The sequence below is a fragment of the Nostoc sp. DedQUE02 genome (assembly GCF_034531035.1).
GTDB lineage: Bacteria > Cyanobacteriota > Cyanobacteriia > Cyanobacteriales > Nostocaceae > Nostoc.
On sequence record NZ_JAVRBY020000001.1, the window covers coordinates 218,327 to 240,529 of the forward strand.

The 22,203-nt window shown below is 42.8% G+C and carries 26 protein-coding genes; 18 read left to right on the forward strand and 8 right to left on the reverse strand.

The genetic code is table 11. The features are described 5' to 3' along the window. Nucleotides 1-32: 32 nt before the first annotated feature. The 11 genes from RMX98_RS00985 (at nucleotide 33) to RMX98_RS01035 (ending at nucleotide 9,560) form a co-directional block, all read left to right on the forward strand. On the forward strand, nucleotides 33-1,046 hold the full coding sequence (locus RMX98_RS00985; RefSeq protein ID WP_322676954.1) for an NAD(P)-dependent alcohol dehydrogenase: 1,014 nt from the start codon (nucleotides 33-35) through the stop codon (nucleotides 1,044-1,046). A gap of 36 nt (nucleotides 1,047-1,082) precedes the next feature. Further along, entirely contained in the window at nucleotides 1,083-1,235 is a 153-nt protein-coding gene (locus tag RMX98_RS00990) for a hypothetical protein (RefSeq protein ID WP_322676955.1), read from the forward strand. A 12-nt stretch (nucleotides 1,236-1,247) separates the two neighbouring features. Further along, entirely contained in the window at nucleotides 1,248-1,484 is a 237-nt protein-coding gene (locus RMX98_RS00995) for a hypothetical protein (protein ID WP_409880975.1), read from the forward strand. Continuing rightward, nucleotides 1,429-2,334 (forward strand): aromatic alcohol reductase, encoded by a 906-nt coding sequence (locus tag RMX98_RS01000; protein ID WP_322676956.1) that lies wholly within the window; start codon nucleotides 1,429-1,431, stop codon nucleotides 2,332-2,334. The genes RMX98_RS00995 and RMX98_RS01000 overlap by 56 nt, the downstream gene beginning before the upstream one ends. A gap of 668 nt (nucleotides 2,335-3,002) precedes the next feature. Next, nucleotides 3,003-3,689: a DUF4142 domain-containing protein gene (locus tag RMX98_RS01005; protein WP_322676957.1), complete on the forward strand. Its 687-nt coding sequence runs from the start codon at nucleotides 3,003-3,005 to the stop codon at nucleotides 3,687-3,689. A gap of 414 nt (nucleotides 3,690-4,103) precedes the next feature. Continuing rightward, on the forward strand, nucleotides 4,104-4,319 hold the full coding sequence (locus RMX98_RS01010; RefSeq protein ID WP_322676958.1) for a hypothetical protein: 216 nt from the start codon (nucleotides 4,104-4,106) through the stop codon (nucleotides 4,317-4,319). After that, nucleotides 4,312-5,628 (forward strand): Gfo/Idh/MocA family oxidoreductase, encoded by a 1,317-nt coding sequence (locus RMX98_RS01015; RefSeq protein WP_322676959.1) that lies wholly within the window; start codon nucleotides 4,312-4,314, stop codon nucleotides 5,626-5,628. Before RMX98_RS01010 ends, RMX98_RS01015 begins: the two co-directional genes overlap by 8 nt. A 179-nt stretch (nucleotides 5,629-5,807) precedes the next feature. Beyond that, nucleotides 5,808-7,385 (forward strand): MFS transporter, encoded by a 1,578-nt coding sequence (locus RMX98_RS01020; RefSeq protein WP_322676960.1) that lies wholly within the window; start codon nucleotides 5,808-5,810, stop codon nucleotides 7,383-7,385. Between the two features lie 67 nt (nucleotides 7,386-7,452). Next, on the forward strand, nucleotides 7,453-8,610 hold the full coding sequence (locus RMX98_RS01025) for an XdhC family protein (RefSeq protein ID WP_322676961.1): 1,158 nt from the start codon (nucleotides 7,453-7,455) through the stop codon (nucleotides 8,608-8,610). Between the two features lie 12 nt (nucleotides 8,611-8,622). After that, a complete protein-coding gene (locus RMX98_RS01030) occupies nucleotides 8,623-9,261 on the forward strand; it encodes a nucleotidyltransferase family protein (RefSeq protein ID WP_322676962.1) in 639 nt (212 codons plus the stop codon). 92 nt (nucleotides 9,262-9,353) lie between these two features. Beyond that, a complete protein-coding gene (locus RMX98_RS01035) occupies nucleotides 9,354-9,560 on the forward strand; it encodes a hypothetical protein (RefSeq protein WP_322676963.1) in 207 nt (68 codons plus the stop codon). Here the strand turns inward: RMX98_RS01035 and RMX98_RS01040 are convergent. The 5 genes from RMX98_RS01040 to RMX98_RS01060 form a co-directional block, all read right to left on the reverse strand. Next, a complete protein-coding gene (locus tag RMX98_RS01040) occupies nucleotides 9,557-10,114 on the reverse strand; it encodes a peroxiredoxin (protein ID WP_322676964.1) in 558 nt (185 codons plus the stop codon). The two genes, RMX98_RS01035 and RMX98_RS01040, sit on opposite strands and share 4 nt — an antisense overlap. A 57-nt stretch (nucleotides 10,115-10,171) precedes the next feature. Further along, a complete protein-coding gene (sipA, locus tag RMX98_RS01045; protein WP_322676965.1) occupies nucleotides 10,172-10,414 on the reverse strand; it encodes a regulatory protein SipA in 243 nt (80 codons plus the stop codon). Nucleotides 10,415-10,559: 145 nt separating this feature from the next. After that, nucleotides 10,560-11,189 (reverse strand): phosphotransferase-like protein, encoded by a 630-nt coding sequence (locus RMX98_RS01050; protein WP_322676966.1) that lies wholly within the window; start codon nucleotides 11,187-11,189, stop codon nucleotides 10,560-10,562. A gap of 262 nt (nucleotides 11,190-11,451) precedes the next feature. Next, nucleotides 11,452-11,973 (reverse strand): Coq4 family protein, encoded by a 522-nt coding sequence (locus RMX98_RS01055; RefSeq protein ID WP_322676967.1) that lies wholly within the window; start codon nucleotides 11,971-11,973, stop codon nucleotides 11,452-11,454. A 72-nt stretch (nucleotides 11,974-12,045) separates the two neighbouring features. Then, nucleotides 12,046-12,555, reverse strand: coding sequence for a P pilus assembly/Cpx signaling pathway, periplasmic inhibitor/zinc-resistance associated protein (locus tag RMX98_RS01060; RefSeq protein WP_322677011.1), 510 nt, complete (start codon nucleotides 12,553-12,555; stop codon nucleotides 12,046-12,048). A gap of 346 nt (nucleotides 12,556-12,901) precedes the next feature. Between RMX98_RS01060 and RMX98_RS01065 the strand changes: the two genes are divergently transcribed. Continuing rightward, entirely contained in the window at nucleotides 12,902-14,167 is a 1,266-nt protein-coding gene (locus RMX98_RS01065; protein ID WP_322676968.1) for a sensor histidine kinase, read from the forward strand. Further along, nucleotides 14,167-14,820 (forward strand): response regulator transcription factor, encoded by a 654-nt coding sequence (locus tag RMX98_RS01070; RefSeq protein WP_322676969.1) that lies wholly within the window; start codon nucleotides 14,167-14,169, stop codon nucleotides 14,818-14,820. The genes RMX98_RS01065 and RMX98_RS01070 overlap by 1 nt, the downstream gene beginning before the upstream one ends. Nucleotides 14,821-15,000: 180 nt before the next feature. Here the strand turns inward: RMX98_RS01070 and RMX98_RS01075 are convergent, their stop codons facing one another. Next, nucleotides 15,001-15,426 (reverse strand): nucleoside deaminase, encoded by a 426-nt coding sequence (locus RMX98_RS01075; protein ID WP_322677012.1) that lies wholly within the window; start codon nucleotides 15,424-15,426, stop codon nucleotides 15,001-15,003. Between the two features lie 88 nt (nucleotides 15,427-15,514). Here RMX98_RS01075 and RMX98_RS01080 point away from each other — a divergent pair, with 88 nt between their 5' ends. The 4 genes from RMX98_RS01080 to RMX98_RS01095 all read left to right on the forward strand — a co-directional run bounded on the left by RMX98_RS01080 (nucleotide 15,515) and on the right by RMX98_RS01095 (nucleotide 18,779). Continuing rightward, complete coding sequence (locus RMX98_RS01080; protein WP_322676970.1) at nucleotides 15,515-16,306, forward strand: ion transporter; 792 nt, start codon at nucleotides 15,515-15,517, stop codon at nucleotides 16,304-16,306. A gap of 290 nt (nucleotides 16,307-16,596) precedes the next feature. Then, nucleotides 16,597-16,824 carry a hypothetical protein gene (locus RMX98_RS01085; protein ID WP_322676971.1) on the forward strand — a complete coding sequence of 76 codons (228 nt, stop codon included), beginning with the start codon at nucleotides 16,597-16,599 and terminating at the stop codon, nucleotides 16,822-16,824. Between the two features lie 20 nt (nucleotides 16,825-16,844). Next, on the forward strand, nucleotides 16,845-17,681 hold the full coding sequence (gene fghA / locus RMX98_RS01090) for an S-formylglutathione hydrolase (protein WP_322676972.1): 837 nt from the start codon (nucleotides 16,845-16,847) through the stop codon (nucleotides 17,679-17,681). 360 nt (nucleotides 17,682-18,041) lie between these two features. Next, the gene (locus RMX98_RS01095) at nucleotides 18,042-18,779 is read left to right on the forward strand and encodes an SDR family oxidoreductase (protein ID WP_322676973.1); all 738 of its coding nucleotides are present in this window, start codon (nucleotides 18,042-18,044) and stop codon (nucleotides 18,777-18,779) included. 36 nt (nucleotides 18,780-18,815) lie between these two features. Here RMX98_RS01095 and RMX98_RS01100 read toward each other — a convergent pair whose 3' ends face one another. After that, the gene (locus RMX98_RS01100) at nucleotides 18,816-19,955 is read right to left on the reverse strand and encodes a sulfonate ABC transporter substrate-binding protein (RefSeq protein ID WP_322676974.1); all 1,140 of its coding nucleotides are present in this window, start codon (nucleotides 19,953-19,955) and stop codon (nucleotides 18,816-18,818) included. Nucleotides 19,956-20,634: 679 nt separating this feature from the next. Between RMX98_RS01100 and RMX98_RS01105 the strand changes: the two genes are divergently transcribed. After that, a complete protein-coding gene (locus RMX98_RS01105; RefSeq protein ID WP_322676975.1) occupies nucleotides 20,635-21,303 on the forward strand; it encodes a cadmium resistance transporter in 669 nt (222 codons plus the stop codon). Between the two features lie 67 nt (nucleotides 21,304-21,370). Here RMX98_RS01105 and RMX98_RS01110 read toward each other — a convergent pair whose 3' ends face one another. Then, on the reverse strand, nucleotides 21,371-22,183 hold the full coding sequence (locus tag RMX98_RS01110; protein WP_409880980.1) for a TetR family transcriptional regulator: 813 nt from the start codon (nucleotides 22,181-22,183) through the stop codon (nucleotides 21,371-21,373). Nucleotides 22,184-22,203: the final 20 nt, after the last annotated feature.

The following is a 22,203-nucleotide window of genomic DNA, read 5'->3' on the forward strand; positions in this document are numbered from 1 at the left end:
CACAGCCGACTATAACCCAATACAGAACAACAATGAAAGCTATTGCGATCCAAAACGGTTTCGGCATCGACCATCTCGAATGGATCGAAGTGCCCAAGCCGCAACCTGCTACTGATGAAGTCCTGGTCAAAATCCAAGCCGTTTCACTCAACTACGTCGATTTGATGGTTGTCACAGGCAAGCTGAATCCTAACCTATCCCTGCCATTTATACCAGGGGCGGATGGGGCAGGCACCGTTGAACAGGTGGGCAATGATGTGACTGCTTTCAAACCTGGCGATGCAGTAGTCACGACCTTCATTCCCAAATGGACTAGCGGCAAACCGACCAAGCAAGCCGTAGACTATGCGACACGCCAAGGGGCCGGCTCTCCCGGACAATTAAGCGAATATAAAGTCTTTAAGGTAGATCAATTGACAAAGGCTCCTGCCAATCTCTCGGCTTTAGAAGCGTGTACTTTACCCGTGGCTGGGTTGACTGCTTGGAACGCGCTGCACTATGCCAGTGTCACAGCAGGCGAGACGGTATTACTACACGGTACGGGCGGTGTTTCGATTTTTGCCCTTCAGTTTGCCAAAGCACTCGGTGCCCATATCATTATTACATCAAGCAGTGATGCTAAACTCCGACGAGCCGAAGAGTTGGGAGCCGAGTATCTCATTAATTACCACACTACACCTAACTGGGAAGAAATAGTGCTCTCATTCACTGACGGCGTTGGTGTTGACGCAGTGCTTGAAACCGTCGGCGGCAAAAATCTCGTCCGATCGCTCAACGTATTGCGAACGGGCGGAAGCATCTCGATTATGGGTCTACTTGGCGGTTCGGAAATGACGATCAATGCGCTGTCCCTGATGGAACGACATGCGACGATTCGCGGCATGGAAGTTGGCAATACGCAGGATTTTCAGGACATGAATCAGGCGATCGAGCAGCACGACATTCATCCAGTCATTGATCGCACTTTTACTTTCGACGAGGTAAGAGCGGCATTTACCGACCTGGAGCAAGGGAAACATTTCGGCAAAATCGCGATCAAGATTTAACTCAATTCAAACCTTAACTAATTACAAAGTGAAACCTTGATTATCACCCCTAATCTTAACGGCAAGCGTGGCATCGAACTACTTCAAGACCCTTCCTTAAATAAATCTACAGCCTTCACGCAAGCAGAAAAACAAGCGTTGGAATTGGTGGGATTAGTCTTCGATGTTATCGAATTAGAAGATATCTAATTGCGGCGGGTGATGCAACAACTCGGACACAAAGGCACCGATCTCGCGTTGCTGCGATCGCAATTTCCTGAGTTGCTGACGATGAATAAGTGGCTCGCAAGAGCTGGCAGGCGATCGCTGATGTGCAGTTGCTTTTTAGGTAGCGAATCCGCCTCATTAAGAAATAGATTTTGTAAACTTCACAAAAAAAATCATGACGACAAAATTGACGGTTCTAGTCGCTGGTGCTACTGGGATGCTGGGTTTTAAGATTGTTTCGGCTCTACTTGACAAAGGCGATGTGAATGTGCGGGCAATGGTGCGTTCAGTTAACGACAGCAATCCAGAAAATCGTAAAAAGATCGACGCAATGAAAGCTTTGGGCGCAACGATAGTCGAAGGCAACGTGATGCAGCCTGAAACCCTACTGCCAGCGTGTGCAGGAGTTGATGTTGTCGTCTCTGCGATCGGCAATAACGAAGTAACCGTGCCAGGGCAGAAAAACCTGATTGATGCTGCCAAACAGCAGGGCGTGAAGCGGTTCATTCCCTCCGATTACTCGGTAGACTACCGCAAGCTGGACTATGGCGACAATGATAACCTAGATATGCGGAAGGAAGTGTTTGAGTATCTCCAGCTCATGGGTTTGGAATATACCTTAGTTCTCAACGGGGTATTTATGGAATTCATCACTTATATGCCACTGTTTGACTTAGAACATCAGATATTTCAATACTGGGGCGATGGTGAAACGCCGCTCGATCTTACCACTACTGGTGATACCGCCAAGTATGTGGCTGAAGCGGTGAGCGACCCAGGCTTGGCAAACACGGCATTAGAAGTTGCAGGTGACACTCTAACCGCGAAGCAATTGAAAGCCACTTATGAAGAGGCAACGGGCAGCAAATTAACCGAAAAATCATTGGGCAGTATTGCCGAGATGAAAGCTTGGATTGCTAATAAAAAAGCGTCAGCCAGTTCACTTGAAGAGTACGTTTACGACCAGTATATGTATGCGATGGTATCGGGTAAAGGCAAACTCGATCGGATTGGGAGCGATCGCTATCCCCACATTAAACCTAAGACGGTTAAGCAATTTCTGAGCGAAGGAAATTCGTAAAGTGGCACAACAGCAGGTTTAGTGGGAAAAGTGGTGGTGCTTTCGTCTCTCGCTTGCGAGTTCGTTACGAGGCAAAAAACAGAGGGTTTTCCTACTGCCCTTTAACTCCTACCTTTATTGATAAAGTTTTAAATCAAGCAAGCTTAAACAAAAAGTAAGTTTTTACAATATATTCAGTTTGTATTGTGAATGCATCGACTTGCATTAGGAATACATCAACTTGCATTATGAATGCATCGACTTGCATTAAGAATGCATCGGCTTGCATTGTGAATGCATCTTGCGGAGTATATTTAAAAGCACACCTTAGCTAGAGTCTCTGTGCCAGATAGCAGTGATAGTATACGGCTCATTCCTGTTGGTGCTTGTAGGAGACAATTATGGAAATCAGTAGACGCAGGTTGTTAAAAACTGCTTCTGCTTCGGGATTAGTGGCGGCATTACAGTTTCGGAAGGATTTTTGCAACCGCTCCTCGCCCAAACAGAACTCAACCAGATGATATCCCTGCATTCAATCGAGAAATCTTGAATCTATTTGCACAAATTTGCATCGGCGGCATTTGCTTCACATTAATCGGCTTTGTTTGTAGCTTACTCAACTGTGCGATCGCACTTGTTTTTCATTCAACGTTTCAAAATATAGCTTTATCCAAGGAGAACACTAAATTATGTCCAATTTCAAAATATTTTCTACTGGTATAGTAGCGATCGCTTTATCTTTAGCGACTGGTTGCACACCAACTGCTTCCAACCAAAATACATCAGAAGCTCCATCTGCTGTACCTGTACAAGGAACTGAAACTACCTCACCAACTGCCTCACCAACTACCTCACCAACTACCTCACCAAGGACATCAGGGCAAAATAACCTTAGTTCTTTAGACAGACGATTCGTGACTGAAGCCGCTCAAGATGGTTTAGCAGAAGTCCGACTAGGACAACTGGCATCACAACGTGGAAGCAGCAATGGGGTAAAACAATTTGGACAGCAGATGGTTCAAGATCATACCCAAGTGAATAATCAACTCAAACAGTTGGCGGCTCAAAAAAGTATCACGTTGCCAACTACTATCGGTAGGGCAAATCAGCTAGCCGAGCGACGCTTATCCGCGCTTTCTGGTGCTAAATTCGATCGCGAATACATAAATGAGATGCTTCGAGGTCATCAAAAAGATGTCTCCGCATTTCAGAATGAAGCTCAAAAAGGACAAGATCCAGACGTGAAAGCATTTGCAGCTCAAGCGCTACCAACCCTTCAAGAACATCTGCAACAGGTTCGTGCCCTTGCTAATCCTGGAAGTTCAACTAGCAGCCCAACTCCAAGTAGCAGCCCAGTTCCAACTAGTACCCCATAAAGCAATACCCTTGGGTTAAAAAATTTATCCGTTGAAGCAGGGGGAGCAGCTACGGTGTACACGCAAGTCTAAAACAGTTTAATCATCTGGGTTCAAGCGTAAGTTTTACCCTTCCCTAACCCTCCCCGTATGTATTGGAGAGCCATTGCGTTGGGCGGGCAATGCCCGACTTATTAGCGTAGCGTCTCCCCCTGGGAGAAGCAAGTGGCGTGAGGGAACTAGATTTCTTGTTTCCCCCCAATATATCGGGGGGATTAGGGGGTAATTCGATTTGTGTGTATACCGTAGGGGGATGCAGAAGGGAGAAAAAAGTTTATCTGAATCATATTGCCCCGTAAAGCAATACGTTGTGCATCAAAGCAGATTTATTTAATCGCAGAGAACGCATTGGCATTGCAAGCCGACGTATTGCCATTGTCAGTCGACGTATTGGCATTGCAAGTCGACGTATTGGCATTGCAAGTCGACGCATTGGCATTGCAAGCCGACGTATTGGCATTGCAAGCCGATGCATTGCCATTGCCAAGCGACGCATTAGCATTGCAGGGTATTGCCAAATTTAATTTGCTACGAATTGCTGTACTAAGTCCAAAATTTCATTATTTCATCATTCAATACCACGATGGCTGAATTGTTTAAAGGAAATTTTTCTCGTCGTCAAATTCTCGCTAGTGCTGGATTAGGAGCCGTTTCAGCCGCCGCAATTGGTAGTATGGGCGAAGAGGTTGCTGCCCAACAGCCAACAGGACAAACCACTCCTCGCGGAGGCGAATTGCCGCCTCAGATTGAGTTTGCGCCCATCTCAGAAAAAACTGAGGTTGATACGGGTGGGCCACCAACTGCATTACCTCCAGAGCGACGCTTGGGATTTGCGATCGTCGGACTTGGGAGACTGTCATTAGAAGAAATCATGCCTGCGTTTGCAGAATGTAAACTAGCAAAGCCAACTGCATTAGTTAGTGGTGATGCTGCCAAAGCAAATCAAGTTGCCCAGCAGTATGGCATCAAACCGCAGAATGTTTACAACTATCAGAATTACGACAATCTCCGCAACAATTCAGATGTTGATGTAATCTATATCGTATTGCCTAACAGTATGCACCGGGAATATACGGTGCGTGGTGCAAAAGCTGGAAAGCATATTCTGTGTGAAAAGCCAATGGCAACGACAGTCGAAGATGCTCAACAAATGATCGACGCGTGCAAACAAGCGAATCGCAAGCTGATGATTGCTTATCGCTGTCAATATGAGCCGCACCATCGCGCCATGATTCAGATGATCCGCAGCAAAGAATTGGGAACCATCAAGGTAATTCAGGCAGATAACGGACAAAACCAAGGCGGTGACTTAAACCAGTGGCGATTGAAACGCGCTTTAGCTGGAGGTGGCTCTTTACCAGATGTGGGAATTTATTGCTTGAATGCAACTCGCTATTTGACAGGAGAGGAACCGATCGCAATTAACGCCCAAATCTTCAGCACTCCTGGCGATCCGCGCTTCAAAGAAGTAGAAGAAAGTGTCACCTTCCAGTTGCGGTTTCCTAGTGGAGTGCTAGGGATTTGCTCTACTAGCTACGGCTTTCACGAAGGGCGGCGGTTTCGCGTCTTCGGCTCTGATGCTTGGGGACAACTTGATCCGGCATTCTCCTATAGCGGTTTGCGAATGATGGTTTCACGCAAATCGCCAACCAATAGCATGGCAGAAAACATTAGCGAAGTGCGGATAGGTGAGAAGAACCAGTTCGCTTTAGAAATCGATCACATGGCGGATTGTGTGATTCAAAATAAGCAACCCCATACGCCTGGTGAAGAAGGTTTGCAAGACCAAAAACTGATGGCGTTGATTTACGAAGCCGCACAAACAGGCAAAACGATTACCCTACCACGTGTCTCAGGATTAGACACCACTCGCGGCCCCGCTCCTCGAATGCTGAAGTAATACGTGCATACCCCCGCATTTCTCACAAGCTTGAGTGCAGAGGTGCTTCAGAGACAAAGGGAAAAGAACAAGGCACATTGAACTCTCCCCTGTTCCCCCGGTCACTGAGCGTAGCCGAAGTGCTGCTCCCCTGCACAAGGTTTTGAGAGATGTGATGATAAATCCGAGATACCCCAGTCATGACAAACTCTGCTTGGAGTCCGCTCCGTAAATCTTTGTTTCGCGATCGCTGGATTGCCTCAATTGTCTCCAACATTGGCGGCTGGATGGAGGACACGGCGGGAGCTTGGTTAATGACTTCTCTTACCACCTCTCCCTTGCTGGTGGCACTCATGCAAACAGCTGCAACTTTGCCGGTGCTGCTGTTAGGACTACCAGCCGGAGCAACAGCAGATATTTTTGATCGCCGTCGGTTACTGCTGTTTTGGCAAGTATGGATGCTGGTTGCGGCACTGATCTTGAGTGGATTGATTTTTGCAGGTACGATTACACCGTGGTCATTGCTGGCGCTGACATTTTTGCTCAACTTGGGAGCAGCAATGAATGGCCCAGCTTGGCAAGCAATTGTACCAGAATTAGTACCGCGATCAGAACTCATGGCTGCCATTGCTTTAAATAGTGCAGGATTTAATATTGCCCGAGCCGTTGGGCCTGCGATCGCAGGTTTTATACTAGTGGCAGCCAATGCCGGAGTCGTCTTTTTAATTGATGCCCTCTCCTTTATTGGGGTGATTTTCATCCTTTACCGTTGGCAACGCAAACCGTTTTATGAAAGCGCCCTTCCCACAGAGCGAGTATTAGGTTCTATGCGGGCTGGTATTCGTTATCTCCGCTTTTCTCCCGCTCTGCAAGCCGTGTTAATTCGTGCGGCTGTTTTAACTAGTTGCACGAGTGCGTTGTTAGCGTTGCTGCCTTTGGTAGCACAGCAGGATTTGCGACAGGGAGCAGGCGGTTATGGTTTACTACTTGGTTGCTTTGGATTGGGGGCAATTTTCGGTGCAATTTTGATGCCAAGAGTGCGGCAACATCTCACAGCCGATGGAGTTGTGATTGCCGGAACTCTGGTGTTTGCAGTTGCCACATTAATATTGGCATTCATTCACAACGTACCTTTGGTATTGCTGGCTTTATTGGCGGCTGGAATTGCTTGGACAAGTATGACATCCAGCTTGAATATTACAGTACAGCTTGCGGTTCCGGCTTGGGTGCAGGCGCGGGCGCTAGGAACTTATCAAATGGTATTTCAAGGAGGTTCAGCAATTGGTAGCATTATTTGGGGTGTAGCGGCAGAACATTGGGGAATGCCGAGTGCCTTATTCGTTGCTGCCATTGGCTTAGTCGGGGGAACATTCACAGCACGGCGTTACCCGTTGCTATCAGGAAAACTTGATTTAGGCCCAGCATTACGCCGGGCGGAACCACTAGTAGTAATTGAATTGCAACCAGAAGAAGGCCCAGTTTTAGTCACACTTGAATATTATATTGACCCAAAGCAAGCAGAGGAATTCATTACAGCAGTTCATGCTCTGCGAGTGGTGCGGCTACGAGATGGTGCAATTCGCTGGGGCATCTTTCATGATACATCTGTGCCGAATCGTTATTTAGAGACATTTATCGTCGAGTCTTGGGTGGATCATTTACGTCAGTATGAACGCTTTACAGTGGCAGATCGAGAGATTCGTGAAAGAGTTTTTGCCTTTCATCAAGGCGATGAACCGCCGATTATTTCTCACATGATTTATGCTCACCAATCCTAAGAAGCACGAGCTGAGAAAAACCATTGTTTTCATTGAAACTGCTAGAAACAGAAAAATAAACAATCAAATGAATGAATTACAAGCAATTATAGAAAGCTTCGAGTCAAGTCAAAAAAGTGGTGAAATTACTTTTTTGGCGACTGTAGTCAAAACTCAAGGTTCAACCTATCGCCGACCAGGTGCTAAAATGCTAATGACAAATACAGGTCGGATGGTCGGAACAATCAGCGCTGGTTGCTTAGAGAACGACGTATTTGAGCATACTCAACAACGAATGTCCGACGGGGAACCAATTGTTGTTACTTACGATAACACCGCCTCGGAAGATATTCTTTGGGGTTTTGGTTTGGGGTGCAATGGAATAGTACAAGTTCTCATCGAACGTTTGGAGAGAGAAAGTACACCAAATGCGATCGCATTTACACAAGAGTGCTTCAATCAAAAACACTTGGGTATTATTGCCACAGTCTTTGCCTTAGAAGGCACAGTAAAAGTTAAACTAGGGTCGCGTTTACTGCTGTATCCTGATGGTAAATTTATCACTGATATCAAAGATACCAATTTAATTCAATCTCTGATTGCAGATAGTCAAGCAGCCTTTACTAATCAAAAATCAAGGGTAAATAACTATCAGTTACCTTTAGGCAATGCAGAAGTTTTCATCGAAGTTATTCAACCACCCACACACGCAGTAATATTTGGTGCAGGTTATGACGCTGTACCCGTAGCCCAGTTTGCTCAAGCATTAGGCTGGCAGGTTACTGTAGTTGATTGTCGAGCTAATGAGGCAACTAGAGCGCGATTTCCTCTGCCTTGTGATGTCATTCTTAGCCGACGAGAAATTGTCCATCAACAGGTATTTATTGATGCCCACACAGCTGCTGTAGTGATGACGCATAATTACCTTGACGACCTAGAAATTTTGAAAATGTTGTTGCCATCTCTTGCACGCTACATAGGGGTTTTAGGGCCAAAATCGCGTACTGAAAGATTGCTTGAAGATTTGCGATTGCAAGGAATAGTTTATAATACTGAACAATTAAAAAGATTGCATAGTCCAGTGGGGATTGACATCGGAGCAGATACACCAGAAGAAATAGCGATCGCGATTATTGCCGAAATTCAAGCAGTGCTAACAAACCGCAGTGGTAATTTTTTAAAAAATCGCAATCAACCAATTCACCAATGCAATGAAAGCAATTTAAACTTACTACTTACCACATAATTTTTGTCTGTTATGGTAATTAACACTGAGCAAATAGACAATGAGAAATCAACCATAGCCATTATGATTCTTGCTGCTGGTGCATCGACTCGAATGGGTACACCAAAACAACTATTGCTTTACCAAGGACGTAGTTTTTTGCAATACATTACAGAAATGGCGATCGCTTCAGTTTGTCAACCGGTGGTAGTAGTACTAGGAGCCAATGCAGAACAAATTCATCCCCAAATTAAACAACTTCCCGTTAAAGTAGTTAAGAACTTAGATTGGGCTTGTGGAATGAGTGCTTCAATCAAGAGCGGTATTGAATTGTTAAATAATCTTCCTCAAAAAATCGAAGCAGTAGTTATTACACTTTGCGACCAGCCATTTGTTTCTCACCAAATTATTAATCAACTTGTTGATACATATTATTCAGTCAACAAAGCGATCGTTGCTTGTGAATATGGGGGTACATTAGGTGTACCCGCTCTATTTAGTCAGAGATTTTTTTCCGAGCTTACTGCTTTGAAAGAAACTTCAGGAGCAAAAAAAGTTATTAATAATAACCTCAATGAAGTGTTTTCCATTCCTTTTCCACTAGGTGATATCGATATTGATACACCAAGAGATTACGAACAATTGCTTTCAAATACCACAGCGCAAAACTAACTTAGGCTAATTGTCTAAGTACAGTTTTGCGTAAAAGCCTAGCGTTTTCAATACAGAGGAACGCATTGGCATTGCATTGAGATGTATTAACAATGCAAGCCGACGCATTAACAATGCAAGCCGACGCATTAACAATGCAACCCGACGCATTAACAATGCAAGCCGATGCATTAACAATGCAACCCGATGCATTAACAATGCAACCCGACGCATTAACAATGCAACCCGATGCATTAACAATGCCATTGCAGGGTATTGCTAAATTTAATTCGCTACGAATTAATGAAATGCTGTACTAAGAAGCTGTTGACTGCAATTTTTCTAATCGTGCTAGTACTTCTGAACTGTGAATAGTGGGGTTGACTTTCACAAAAGTCTCGCGCAAGACACCTTGAGGATCAATGATAAAACTATGGCGCATCGATAAAAAGCCGAGCCACGAACCATAAGCTTTACTCACTGAACCATCAGTGTCAGCCAACAGAGGGAATTTTAATCCCTCTGAATCACAAAATTTGGCGTGGGAATCAATGTCATCAGCACTAACGCCTATAATCTGAGCGTTTTTTTCAAGGTATTGGGGTAAATCTTGCTGAAAACGACGAGCTTCTATAGTACAACCAGAGGTAAAGTCTTTAGGATAAAAGTACAAGACTAGCCATTTACCGCGCAAGTCAGAAAGGGAAATTTTGCCATCACCTGTGTTAGTTGGCAAAGTAAACTCTGGTGCGGGTTGATTAATTGCAGGAAGTTTACCACCCATAGCATCAGCAGCAAGAGTAAAATTCAGCCAGCTGATAAGAGAAATACAGCTGGCAAATAATATGCTTAAAAAAGTGCGGCGAGAAATCATGGCGCAAACCAGAATCACAACTTTACACAAGTTTACAATTCTTGGTTGCGAAAAATCTCACTTTAAGTGAGATTCGGGTGGGGTATCTGTGCTTTCGATGTATTGACTATCTAGGAGAAAAGTCCCCCTAGCAAAGCGAATACCCCAATATCCGCCAGGTCTGCGGTCAATGACTATACCTTCTTCACCAATGTGAATTACATTAGGGGGACGCAGCATGGGCATAGGTTCAGCAGTTTTGACATAAGCTGGTAGTGTCACAACACGGACTTTACTACCAATTGGGAATTCTTTGGACATCTTAATCAAGCTAGGAGTTTTGAATTAACTCATAACTCATAACTAGCTTGAAAGTCTAGTGACATCTTCCACCCTTACTCGTAGAGAAGTGTCGGTTTCCAAGACAATCCGGCTATTGCTTAGGGCTTCTAAGCTAGGCGATTATTTAGGTGGGAGACAGTGCAGCGAGTCGTTGGAATGCCGACAGTGCTGGACTATCTGCGAGGTGCTGGCGTATCACTTCCGCACACGCCGCCGGACTTAACAACGAGGTATCAACTTCAAGGTCATAAATGCCAGGGATATGAACTTCACGTTGCCATAACTGAACTGGACGTAGCATCGGCGAGTCGGCTGCACTTTCCGCCTTCCACCCCGTCTTTTGTCGTCGTTCCATAATGATCTCGATGGGGCAGTGAACGCCCACAAACAAGACTGGCAATCCGTTTAAACGTCGGGCACTATCGGTCAAAATGCCCCGTTGCCTTGTGTATGCGTCATGGTGTCCGACATCAACCACGACATTTAGTCCCAAGCGGCTGTGGGCGGCGATGGACTCATACATGGCGCTGTACAAAATGGGAACTAGGGGTTCGATGTCGGGGCGTTCTGCCCCTGGCCGCAGACCGATACCGGGTAGGTATCGTGCGGGAGTCATCTGCATAAACCTATCGACACCCAAGTTCATCCATACTCCATCAAACGTCTCTTGGATCACTTCGACAATGCTCGACTTCCCTGAGCGTGGGGTACCATTCAGGATGATAATCTGTCCTAGCTCCTGCGTCTGTCCCATAATCGATTACTCCTCGCGTCTTTTATATATATTAGTTAACAGTTCCACGTTAAGCTAATACGTATAATCGGTGAGTCATAACAAGTAAAAAGAACCAAGTAAAAAGTAAAAAGAAAGATGAATTCAATATTTCTTTTGCCTTTTAACTTTTTGCTTGGAACGAAGCGAGTCTTCTGAATTTCTCTTGAAGTATATGGGAATAAATAGGGAAAGGGAAAGGGGATGAAATTTTCCCCTTTCCGCATCTTCTGCAAGAAGGCTATTAATTTTTGACTATAGAAAACAATACCTGGACATCAGTCAAGGGTAAGTGCCAGAGTAATTCTGGTTGCCAAGTATCTGGATCAAGCTGAGAGTGACAACCGCGTTGGTATGCTTGCCAGAGTCTGTCCCAGGTAAATTGTTGTTGAGAATTTAAATTTTTATGAATGACTCGTAACAGTCCTAGCCCTAGCATCAAGTTAGTGATGCTAAATTTGGTTCCTAATAAAAATGCTTGTATTTCTGCTTCACCAACGAAGTCTGTGCCATAACCTGTGATGATGTGAACCCCGTCATGGAGTTGTTTACGGCGGCTACCTGTAGTGAAAGGTTTTAAATTGTGTTCAGTAAGGAAGTCTGCCCAAGTTCTGCCAAAAGTGCCAGTCGGAAGGAAACGCAATTTCTCTATTTCCACAATTTGGGGAACATCTCGCCCCTCTGCTTGGGCGATGCGATCGAGTACATCTAAAACTTGTTGCAGACGAGGAGCGGGATTGGGGTAAGCAGTGAGCGGTTGCATCATAATCTATCTTGGGATGAGATGGGCAACACTGCCCACCTCAGACTTCTTAAATATTTTTTGAAAGACTCGGTATTATCCGGGATTTCTTCTTTGTTGATAATTTTGACGAAATTGCTCTAATTTCTGTCTTTGTTCTGGGGTGAAGACCGCTTGAATCTGTTGTTTTTCAGATTCGCGGATTTGTTTGATTTGGTTTTTCTGTATTTCACTCAGATTTAAGTCAGCAAAATCGCCTTTTTTGCGACCCTGATGCTGTCCTGGCTGGCGTTGGCCTGTTTGCCCTTGAGCCTTACGTGCTTGCCACTCAGCGCGACGTGCTTGTTTCGCTGCTTCTAATTTTGCCTTTTGTTCTGGAGTGAAAACTGCTTCTATTTTGGCGCGGCTATCGCGGCGAATTGTCTGAATTTGGGTTTTTTGGGCATCTGTTAGACCTAAGTCTTTCCAAGGGCCTCTTTCTTTTTGTGGTGTTTGTGCAAGTAATAGAGGTGAAGGAGAGGCTGTTTGAGCGTGAACAGCAAAGGAGGTTGCAGTTAAAGTTAAGGCGATCGCGGAAGCAACTAGTGATAATGCTTTGAGTTTCATTACTTGTTCGGTGGGTTTTTCCTGGTTGGATGCCACCATCATAAGAACTTATCTTTAGTAGTTACATGAGGAGAAAGTCATGGTTTTACCCATGACTTTAGTCATGATTGAAATTTGACAAACATGATTGACAATAAATAGTTAGGACGGTAGAAGTTAAGAACACGAGAATTTTGATTATGATTAATTTATCAGCGATTACTTAGCTTATTACTTAACAGTATTATTCTTGTAACTTACTTTTAATTTCTCACACAGCGAAAACTTGGAGTGGCAGAAGCAATTACTCAAATATTCGGAATTTTTATCTAACTTATAACAAATTATAACTGGAGCAACACGGCTAATGAGTCCTCCAATTCAAATTAAGAAACATCCTTTTCCTTCTCTACTTTATCTGGAGTGGTCATTACTAGCAATCACCGCATTAACAGCCGTGATACCACCTCCGTTACGGCGTTTTCGCCCTAAGCCTCCAGAAGTATCAATTTGTGGTGCATTTCCAGACTTGTCAGCTTGTAGTATATTGCCAGAACTATCAATTTATAGTCTGATTATTTTTGCGGGAATGGGACTAAAATTACCTAGAAATAACCAGACAGCTAAGGTAATCTACACAGGTATTGAATTTTTCTTAATTTTAATAATTGGACTTTTTGGGGAGAGATTTGCTCGGCTTTTCCCCTTTCTCTACATAATTTTAGTGACTCGCAGTTGCTTGATTTTTCAGTTGCCTGGGCGTTTATTCGTTACAAGTTTGTCATTTGCATTATTTTTAGTTACTACACAACTAAAATATCAGTTATTCAATTTTCAAGCATCGCCGCAGGCACAAGAGCGATATCGATTTTTGATTTTGAATTCGTCGCTGGTATTTGGTTTAAGTTTAGTTTTTGTGTTGTTGATGATGAATGCAGTATTGTCTGAACGGCAAAGTCGAGAAAAGCTAGCTCTTGCTAATGAAAAACTCCGTCAATATGCCACGCAAATTGAAAATCAAGCTACCTTGGAAGAACGTAACCGCATTGCTCGTGAAATTCATGATTCATTGGGACATTCTCTAACTGCTTTAAATCTGCAATTAGAAACTGCTTTAAAACTGTGGCAATCTAACCCAGTTAAGGCTGAAACATTTCTCGCTACAGCAAAGGAATTAGGTTCTAAAGCGCTAAAAGATGTCCGCCAATCTGTTTCTACGATGCGTTCTAATCCCTTACAAGAACAATCTTTAGAACGTGCGATCGCTAGTCTTTCAGAAAATTTTTATCGCTCAAACAGCATTTTACCAATTTATCAAATCAATATTGAATATCCTCTGCCACCTGAAATCAATACCGCTATTTATCGGATTACTCAAGAATCTTTGACAAATATATCTAAATATGCTTATGCAACAGAAGTGAAATTAGAACTCACGATGACAAAAGGTAATTTGCAATTGATAATTCAGGATAATGGTAGAGGTTTTGATTTAGGACAAAACACTACTGGTTTTGGACTTCATAGTATGCGCGATCGCACTTTAGCACTGGGAGGGGAGTTTAATATTAATAGCGCTCTTGGTTCTGGTTGTAAAATTACAGTTAATATTCCATTAACAAGGTTAACATAATGATTAAAGTGTTGCTGGTAGACGATCAGAGTTTAATTCGTCAAGGGTTAAGAGCTTTATTGGAACTAGAACCAGATTTAGAAATAGTTGGAGAAGCAGAAAATGGTGAACAGGCAATTAATTTAGTTGCTCAATTTCAGCCAGATGTAATCTTGTTAGATATCAGAATGCCAATTATGGATGGCGTTGCAGCCACCCAAGAAATTCAAAAACGTTTTGGCAAAACTAAGATTTTAGTACTAACAACTTTTGATGATGATGAATATGTATCAGCAGCTTTGAAAAATGGAGCAATGGGTTATTTATTGAAAGATACACCATCAGAAGAATTAGCGGTTGCGATTCGTGCTGTTCATAAAGGATATACTCACTTAGGCCCAGGTATAGTTAAAAAGCTGTTGACTCAATTTTCTCATTTTGCACCAACCCAGTCACCGCCTGTACCATCTAGTTTAACTGAACTTACTCCTAGAGAAAAAGAGGTTTTGCGGTTAATTGCTACAGGCGCTAGTAACCGAGAAATTGCTCAAGAACTCTACATTTCTGAAGGGACGGTGAAAAATCATGTTACAAATATTTTAAACAGGTTAAATTTGCGCGATCGCACTCAAGCTGCTATTTGGGCAAATACATATTTATCATATTTAAATTAACCAAGTTAAATCACTTGTAATTCGTAATTTTAACCTCTAGATTAACTTAGGTATATTATGGCCGAAATTACGGCACTATTTTGGGATTTTTGGTGTGTTACGTAAGCTGTAACACAGCCTAAATCAAAATGAACGTCCAGATATCTAACTTATTGAATAAATCGCAAAGTTAATTCTACCTTATTTAAATAACTCTAAGCATTCATTTCTTAAAACGCCTTTTGTTACTTTGATGTTTCTAAATGACTTAGCAATCACTTCTTCACAAGATAGATTAATTTGTGATTGATTGAGCGAAATTAAATCTTGAATTGAAGCACCATATACAATTTCTGATAAACCACTCCAAATACAAGCAGTTGCACACATTGGACAAGGTTCGCCAGTCGTATATATGCTATAACCTTCTAAAGAGGGGTTTTTAAGTTTAGCTGCTAAACTACGAATCACATTGATTTCCGCATGGGCTGATGGATCGTTGTCTCTCCTCACAGTATTATGAGCTACGGCAACAACTTCGTTATCTTTAACAATCACGGCACCGTAAGGCGCATCGCCTTCTTTTGCTTCTGCCAATGCTAAATGCATAAAAAATTCTGGGTTCATATAAGCTAGAGTTAACATAAGGATAATGGTTAATAATATCGTATTTCTAATGCTACAACTGAAAATTAAGATGTATTAATGGTCGAATATGTTATTAAGCCGACAAGAAACAGAATTTTACTTAAAAGACCTGGAAACACCAATCGGTAAAGCGATTAATTTAACACTGGCCTTTTTGGTGCTAATATCATCAGGAATTTTTGTAGCAGAAACATATAATATTCCTGATTATACGCGGTTTCAGTTGAATGTGGCTGATACTGTGATCGTTATCATCTTTGCGGTAGAATATTCACTCCGCTTGTGGAGTGCGGAAAACAAAATTCAGTATATTTTTAGCTTTTATTCGATTATTGACTTAATGGCGATTTTGCCATTTTTTCTCGGAATGGTAGATATTAGCTTTATCCGCCTACTAAGATGGTTTCGGATTTTACGATTAATTAGATTTATTGACAGAAAAATTTTATTCGCCACTATCAGCACCGAAGATGGCATGATTTTTGCGCGAATATTATTTACATTATTTGCAATTGTTTTTATTTACTCTGGTTTAATTTATCAAGTCGAGCATCCGGTTAATACTGAAAAATACGGCACATTTTTGGATGCCTTTTATTTCTCTGTTGTCACAATGACAACTGTAGGATTTGGTGATGTGATTCCCATTTCTGAATTAGGACGCTTGTTAACAGTACTGATGATTTTCAGTGGAATTGCGTTGATTCCTTGGCAAGTGGGAGATTTAATTAAGCAAGTGGTGAAAACTGCTAATCAGGTAGAAACAGTTTGTTCAGGTTGTGGTTTGACTTTCCATGATGTAGATGCTGGGTTTTGTAAAAGGTGTGGGACTAAGTTGCCTAGTCGCAGGGTTGATTGAAATGCGATCGCATTCTATAGTCTAGATATTGCAACTGTTCAAAATCATGATATCTGCAAATATGCAACGCCCTAGTCCTCTTTTAAGCAATTACAATTATAGGAATCCGATTTGATTTCTGTATCCCCCACGGGAGCGTAGCCATACTGATTTGCGTAGGTAGGCAATAGGCAATAGGCAAGGGGAAAGAAGGCTTCCTAGTTGTATTGAGTTTTTTTAGAAATCAAATACTAGTTGTATAGCTGTATATGCAACTTTAGAAATAAATAGTATAAGTAAAGGATATGTTTATGAGTAGTTTCGTTTTATTATTAGTTGGTTTAGTAACTTTTTTATTGGCTTTCAATACTAAAGACGAAATCAATCGCATTACTGCTATGATTAGCGGGACAATTCTTTTGATTTGGAGTTTGGCTCTAGCTCCCTTGGCATTTCAATTACTAATTGAGATTGTCTCAGTTTTAGGAGCTTTCTCTGTTTGTATGCGTTGTTTAGGTTGTGGTTTTAACCGCGATTAATTTTTAACTGAATATAACCAATGTCTAACCTTAACCTCATTTCCGAATATAAAAGCTTTGGTGGCAAACTCGGTTTTTACAGTCATCACTCCTCTACTTGTAACGGTGAAATGCGCTTTGCCATCTATCAACCACCACAAGCAACTCAAAAACCTGTGCCAATTCTCTATTTCCTTTCTGGATTAACTTGCACAGAAGAGAATTTTATGGTAAAGGCGGGAGCGCAGCGCTTTGCAGCTGAGTATGGTTTGATATTGGTTGCACCAGATACTAGTCCACGTAATACTGGCATTGCAGGTGAGGATGATGACGGGGACTTTGGTACAGGTGCGGGTTTTTTTGTTGATGCTACAGAAGAACCGTGGTGTCATAATTACCAAATGTATAGTTATGTTGTCCACGAACTACCTGCTTTAATTACCGCAAACTTCCCCACCCAACCGGAAAAACAAGGCATTTTCGGTCATTCAATGGGCGGACATGGAGCGCTAGTCTGTGCCTTAAGAAATCCAGAACTCTACAAATCAGTATCCGCTTTTGCACCGATCGCTGCACCTATGCGTTGTCCTTGGGGTCAAAAGGCTTTTGGTGGTTATCTTGGCAGCAATCAAGAAAGTTGGCGTGCTTACGATGCTAGTGAATTAGTCAAGCAATTAGGATATCACAGTCCGATACTTATCGATCAAGGTACTGCTGATAAATTTTTAGCGAAACAATTACTGCCAGAGGTGTTTGAGCAAGCTTGTGCAGATGTTAACCAGCCGCTAAACTTGCGTTACCAAGAAGGCTATGACCACAGCTATTATTTCATCGCCAGTTTTATTGAAGATCATATCCGCCACCACGCGTTAGCGTAGCTTACCGTAGGTATCGCTTTTAAAGGACTAGACTGAAAAAAAGGAATTCAGATTTGACACGTTTTTTAATTTTTATTTGATTTGTAAAAAATAATTTTGGTGTTGCTGAATCGAGGTATGAATTTGGATGTAGAGACGTTGCATTGCAACGTCTCTACAAAGATTTTGAAATAAGGCAAAATTATTTTTCATACCGCAATCAGCAACGCCATAATTTTTTATAACGTAGACGCAAAGAGGCTTACCGCAGAGAACACAGAGAGAATAGAGAGAGATTGTCACGAATGATTTAGGATTGCTATATGGTTGAATAATGCTGATTTCAGCTTAAATAGCACTCAATAACCTACATTAGTCAATATGTCTCTTATTCAAAACAAAGTCGTCATCATTACCGGAGCCAGCAGTGGATTAGGTGAGGCAACCGCAAAGCGACTTGCCGCTAGTGGAGCTAAACTAATGCTGTCCGCCCGCCGCGAAGATCGGCTCAAAGATTTGGTTGCTGCGATCGCTAAATCAGGAGGGACTGCAACCTATCAAGTGACGGATGTGGCAGATCGCGCCCAGGTGGAAACCTTGGCGAAGCAAACTTTAAGTACTTATGGCCGGATCGATGTGCTAATTAATAATGCAGGCTTGATGCCGCTCTCTGCCCTTGACCAAGTAAAGGTGGAGGAGTGGGATCAGATGATCGATGTCAATATCAAGGGCGTTCTCTATGGAATTGCTGCCGTGTTGCCGATTATGCGCCAGCAAAAGTCTGGTCACGTCATTAACCTGTCGTCCGTAGCCGGACATAAGGTGTTTGCGGGATCAGCAGTCTACTGTGCTACCAAGTACGCAGTCAGAGCGATCTCTGAAGGGCTGCGGTTAGAGTCAAACGGCGAAATCCGTTCGACTAATATCTCACCTGGAGCCGTTGCTACTGAGTTGACGACCACAATTACCGATGAAAATATAGCAGCGAGAATGGACGAACTTTATGCGATCGCCATTGATGCAGATGCCATTGCCCGCGCGATCGCTTATGCCATTGAGCAACCTGATGATGTTGATGTGAATGAAATCATCATCCGTCCGACACGTCAAGAACTTTAGATTTATGTTTACAAAAGACGTAAGATCGGTATCAGATCAATAAGTCCAGTTTTGCTTAGTCTGCAAGCTATAGGTTCCATCTTTTACATTCACCCGCTCAGGAATCAGATTTAAATCTCTAAATATATTTGCCTGATGCTGGAGAGCATTAAGCGATTGGTCGTCAATTGGAATGATGGCGCGTTCGGCACTACGTTGCTGTAAAGTTTCAACGATGGATGGATCGATTTCATGGTGTTCTGCCATTCGTTGAACCGCTTCTAATTCCTGTTTTTTAGCCCAAGCTCCAGCTTCGTTTACCTCTTCTAAAATCACCTTGAGCAGGTCGGGATAGTCGCGTACCAGTTCTGGAATCGCGTAGTAATAGGTCGGAACTTCCACCGAAGCTTTGTCACCAAAAATGCTCTCTAGGTCTGCAATCGATCGCCCTGGATAAGTGCTTCGGGCAAGAGTCGCTGTGTAGGGAACCCAAATCACCCAAGCATCGATTTCACCTCGGCGGAATCGGGGCAGCGCCTCCGGTTGTGTCAGATAAACTGGTTCAATGTCACTAAAATCGAGGCCGACTTTTGCCAAGGCTCGCACAAGCACATAATGGGCGCTTGAGCCTTTGTCAAAAGCGATCTTTTTACCCTTGAGGTCGGCAAGGGTCTGAATCGGCGAATTTTCCGGTACTAAAATCGCTTGACCTTTGGGAGCAGTATATTTTTCCTTAGCCACTCGCACAAATACATGATCCGCCGCTTGAGAGAAGATGCTGGCCGTGCCGCCGCCGCCGCAGAAGTCAATTGTCCCATTACTGAGTGCTTCTATCAAAGAAGAGGCTGATAAAAAGCTTGTCCAGGTGACACTCAACCCATAAGGTCGTAAACGCGTTTCGAGCAAACCTTGAGTACGGAGAACTTCTAGATTTGTCATCCCCTCTGGATATCCAATTTTGAGTTGCTTGAGCCGCCGCGCTTGCTCTGCTAGGGGCGTGTTGCTGGATCGATCGGAACGTTTAGAAAACCAGCGATCCAAAACTACACAGAAAATTATCCCCCCCATAAACAGTCCCACAGTTTCCAGTAACTGGATTGTGGAGCTTTTGGGTAGTTTAAACTGATTCATGAGAGCGGAAAGCTGATTGTCAGATTCAGAAGCGGCAACAGCATGACCGTCAAAAACTAGAGGCAAGACCAAAATTGAGACCAGTCCGATGCCAAATAGAACTGCAAACCTGTAGGTAGCCGATCTACAAGTGGTTGATCTCAACGACCGTAAGATGTTTTGACCTCTGCTTCTAGGCAAAAGGTCAATCAAACGGCTAATCATAATGACTCCTTTGTTGATGCTTGAAATGAATGGCGCGTTACTTATGAGGATACAGTCAGAGGGTTAGATTTTTTGGGGCTATTTATATAGGACTTAGCCACTGTACAAATTCATCATGGTATAGGTTTACCAAAATAGGTTTTTATTCATCATTTTTTGATGGTAAATACACCCACGCTGTAGGGGGAATTCATAAATTGCTCCTACAGTGTGGTTTTTGAAATCACACATATTTGGTATTTATTGTCAATACCTAATTCCGATTATATATTATTAGGACTTACGCAAATATTTTATATGTATAGTATGTATAGTTGAAGTATTTAAGAGAAGCATAGCATAATGCACTATCGCCACTATAAGTAGTTTTGCTGCGTAATTCTTGTATTATAACTAAGTTGAATAAATAAGAAGTTGAGTCACACTCAATGCGGGAAACTCGCGTTTTCATATTAATATTTCTCGATCTTGTGAGGCTGATTTCTCAGGTTAAGCGATCGCTAGTTTCGTTCATTAGATAGGTGTTGAGTGAGGAATTGTAATGGATTGGTTAATTGCGACAATTAAGATTGGGCTAGCTACTGCTGTGGCAACAACGTTTGATGACAATATTTATCTGACTGCTTTTTTTAGCGAAGTGAATCGGACTTTTCGTCCTCAGCATGTTGTGGTTGGTGAGATTCTGGGGTTCACGGCATTAGTGATAGTAAGTTTAGTTGGGTTCTTAGTGGGTCTAGCAATTCCGTCAACTTGGACTGGTCTATTGGGGATTCTACCGATACTCATTGGCTTGAACAATTTATTCAACTTGAATAAGGATGATTCAGCCGAAGATAAGTCAGCCAATCTAAAAAGAAACTCTAAATTTCACGGATTTGATTCCAGAAAGCGATCGCTCTGGGACGTAATCCGCGATCCCCAAACCTATCGCGTCTCTGCGGTAACAATTTCTAACGGCGGCAACAATCTTGGGATCTATATCCCCCTGTTTGCCACTAGCTCAATCCAAAATCTCACTGTGATCGTACCAGTTTGCTATTTCATTGTTTGCTGCTGGCTGTTTATGTCCTATAATCTGACTCGTCTACCTGGTATCGCTTTAGTACTCAGCCGTTATGCTGGCAAGATTTTTCCCTTCGTGTTGATGTGGCTGGGTTTCAGAATTCTATTAGACAGCGAATCCTATCGTCTTTTTCTTCCGAACAATTGACAGACAAAGGTTAAGAGTCCGATAAGCTTAATTCTGATTTTTCTTCAAGATATTGCTACTTTTTTACTCATTTTTGAGCCGCCAGAGATGTCTTTAACATAAGCGATCGCTGGGAATTCTCTATTGACTGTTTGCCACATTCCTTACAGCGATAGCACTGTTTCCCCCTCCGATACCCGTTTTTGGATAACTGCTTCGATTGGCATTGGGGACATATCATTACTTTCATTACATTACTCAACCGATTGTCACCCATGTACGGCTCTAAATATGACACCATTAAATCCTCAATTTGTTGAGTTAACTGTTTGCGGTACTCCTGATCTGGGCTGCGAAGTGCCGCCAGCATCACCGCATTGCTACTATGCACACACACTTCTGCTAGCAAACTGTAATGTTCCTCCTTAAGTGCCGGATTTCGCTGCTTTAGCATATTCGTCATGAAGTTGATCGCTTCTTGGGTCATACTTTCATCAATCGACTGGAAAATCTCACGTGCCAGAAAAAACTGCACAAACACTACCCGCGATACTGGCTGTTCAAATAGTTTTGCAACAGTCGTGACAAGCGCATGAATCATTTGACGCAGTGGTAACTGGACAATTTTTGGAATGTCTACCTCTGCCCACATAGCTTTCACTCGCTCAACATGGCGTAACTCCATCGCCTTGAAAATAGCAGCTTTGTCAGGGAAAAATTGATAGAGAGAGCCGATCGCTGTCTCTGCTTTGGCTGCAATCTGATGAGTTGTTGCTGCTTCATAGCCGATTTCATCAAATATAGCGGCGGCAGCATCTAGGATTTTTTCAACTCGTTTCTTACCTCGCTGCTGTTTGGGTTGGTGACGCAAGCTACTTGACGAATGCGAATGTTCTGTCATATTTTAAAAATGCGACAAAT

What these genes read in the sequence shown, in the direction of transcription:
- RMX98_RS01050 (WP_322676966.1), bottom strand. Translation starts at nt 11,189, where the DNA reads ATGGGACAGACGCAGGAGCTAGGACAGATTATCATCCTGAATGGTACC.
- RMX98_RS01020 (WP_322676960.1), top strand. Translation starts at nt 5,808, where the DNA reads ATGACAAACTCTGCTTGGAGTCCGCTCCGTAAATCTTTGTTTCGCGAT.
- RMX98_RS01030 (WP_322676962.1), top strand. Translation starts at nt 8,623, where the DNA reads ATGGTAATTAACACTGAGCAAATAGACAATGAGAAATCAACCATAGCC.
- RMX98_RS01025 (WP_322676961.1), top strand. Translation starts at nt 7,453, where the DNA reads ATGAATGAATTACAAGCAATTATAGAAAGCTTCGAGTCAAGTCAAAAA.
- RMX98_RS01080 (WP_322676970.1), top strand. Translation starts at nt 15,515, where the DNA reads ATGTTATTAAGCCGACAAGAAACAGAATTTTACTTAAAAGACCTGGAA.
- RMX98_RS01035 (WP_322676963.1), top strand. Translation starts at nt 9,354, where the DNA reads ATGCAAGCCGACGCATTAACAATGCAAGCCGACGCATTAACAATGCAA.
- RMX98_RS00985 (WP_322676954.1), top strand. Translation starts at nt 33, where the DNA reads ATGAAAGCTATTGCGATCCAAAACGGTTTCGGCATCGACCATCTCGAA.
- RMX98_RS01065 (WP_322676968.1), top strand. Translation starts at nt 12,902, where the DNA reads ATGAGTCCTCCAATTCAAATTAAGAAACATCCTTTTCCTTCTCTACTT.
- RMX98_RS01085 (WP_322676971.1), top strand. Translation starts at nt 16,597, where the DNA reads ATGAGTAGTTTCGTTTTATTATTAGTTGGTTTAGTAACTTTTTTATTG.
- RMX98_RS01075 (WP_322677012.1), bottom strand. Translation starts at nt 15,426, where the DNA reads ATGAACCCAGAATTTTTTATGCATTTAGCATTGGCAGAAGCAAAAGAA.
- RMX98_RS01110 (WP_409880980.1), bottom strand. Translation starts at nt 22,183, where the DNA reads ATGACAGAACATTCGCATTCGTCAAGTAGCTTGCGTCACCAACCCAAA.
- RMX98_RS01040 (WP_322676964.1), bottom strand. Translation starts at nt 10,114, where the DNA reads ATGATTTCTCGCCGCACTTTTTTAAGCATATTATTTGCCAGCTGTATT.
- RMX98_RS01055 (WP_322676967.1), bottom strand. Translation starts at nt 11,973, where the DNA reads ATGATGCAACCGCTCACTGCTTACCCCAATCCCGCTCCTCGTCTGCAA.
- RMX98_RS00995 (WP_409880975.1), top strand. Translation starts at nt 1,248, where the DNA reads ATGCAACAACTCGGACACAAAGGCACCGATCTCGCGTTGCTGCGATCG.
- fghA (WP_322676972.1), top strand. Translation starts at nt 16,845, where the DNA reads ATGTCTAACCTTAACCTCATTTCCGAATATAAAAGCTTTGGTGGCAAA.
- RMX98_RS01005 (WP_322676957.1), top strand. Translation starts at nt 3,003, where the DNA reads ATGTCCAATTTCAAAATATTTTCTACTGGTATAGTAGCGATCGCTTTA.
- RMX98_RS01095 (WP_322676973.1), top strand. Translation starts at nt 18,042, where the DNA reads ATGTCTCTTATTCAAAACAAAGTCGTCATCATTACCGGAGCCAGCAGT.
- RMX98_RS01070 (WP_322676969.1), top strand. Translation starts at nt 14,167, where the DNA reads ATGATTAAAGTGTTGCTGGTAGACGATCAGAGTTTAATTCGTCAAGGG.
- RMX98_RS01000 (WP_322676956.1), top strand. Translation starts at nt 1,429, where the DNA reads ATGACGACAAAATTGACGGTTCTAGTCGCTGGTGCTACTGGGATGCTG.
- RMX98_RS01015 (WP_322676959.1), top strand. Translation starts at nt 4,312, where the DNA reads ATGGCTGAATTGTTTAAAGGAAATTTTTCTCGTCGTCAAATTCTCGCT.
- RMX98_RS01060 (WP_322677011.1), bottom strand. Translation starts at nt 12,555, where the DNA reads ATGAAACTCAAAGCATTATCACTAGTTGCTTCCGCGATCGCCTTAACT.
- RMX98_RS01105 (WP_322676975.1), top strand. Translation starts at nt 20,635, where the DNA reads ATGGATTGGTTAATTGCGACAATTAAGATTGGGCTAGCTACTGCTGTG.
- sipA (WP_322676965.1), bottom strand. Translation starts at nt 10,414, where the DNA reads ATGTCCAAAGAATTCCCAATTGGTAGTAAAGTCCGTGTTGTGACACTA.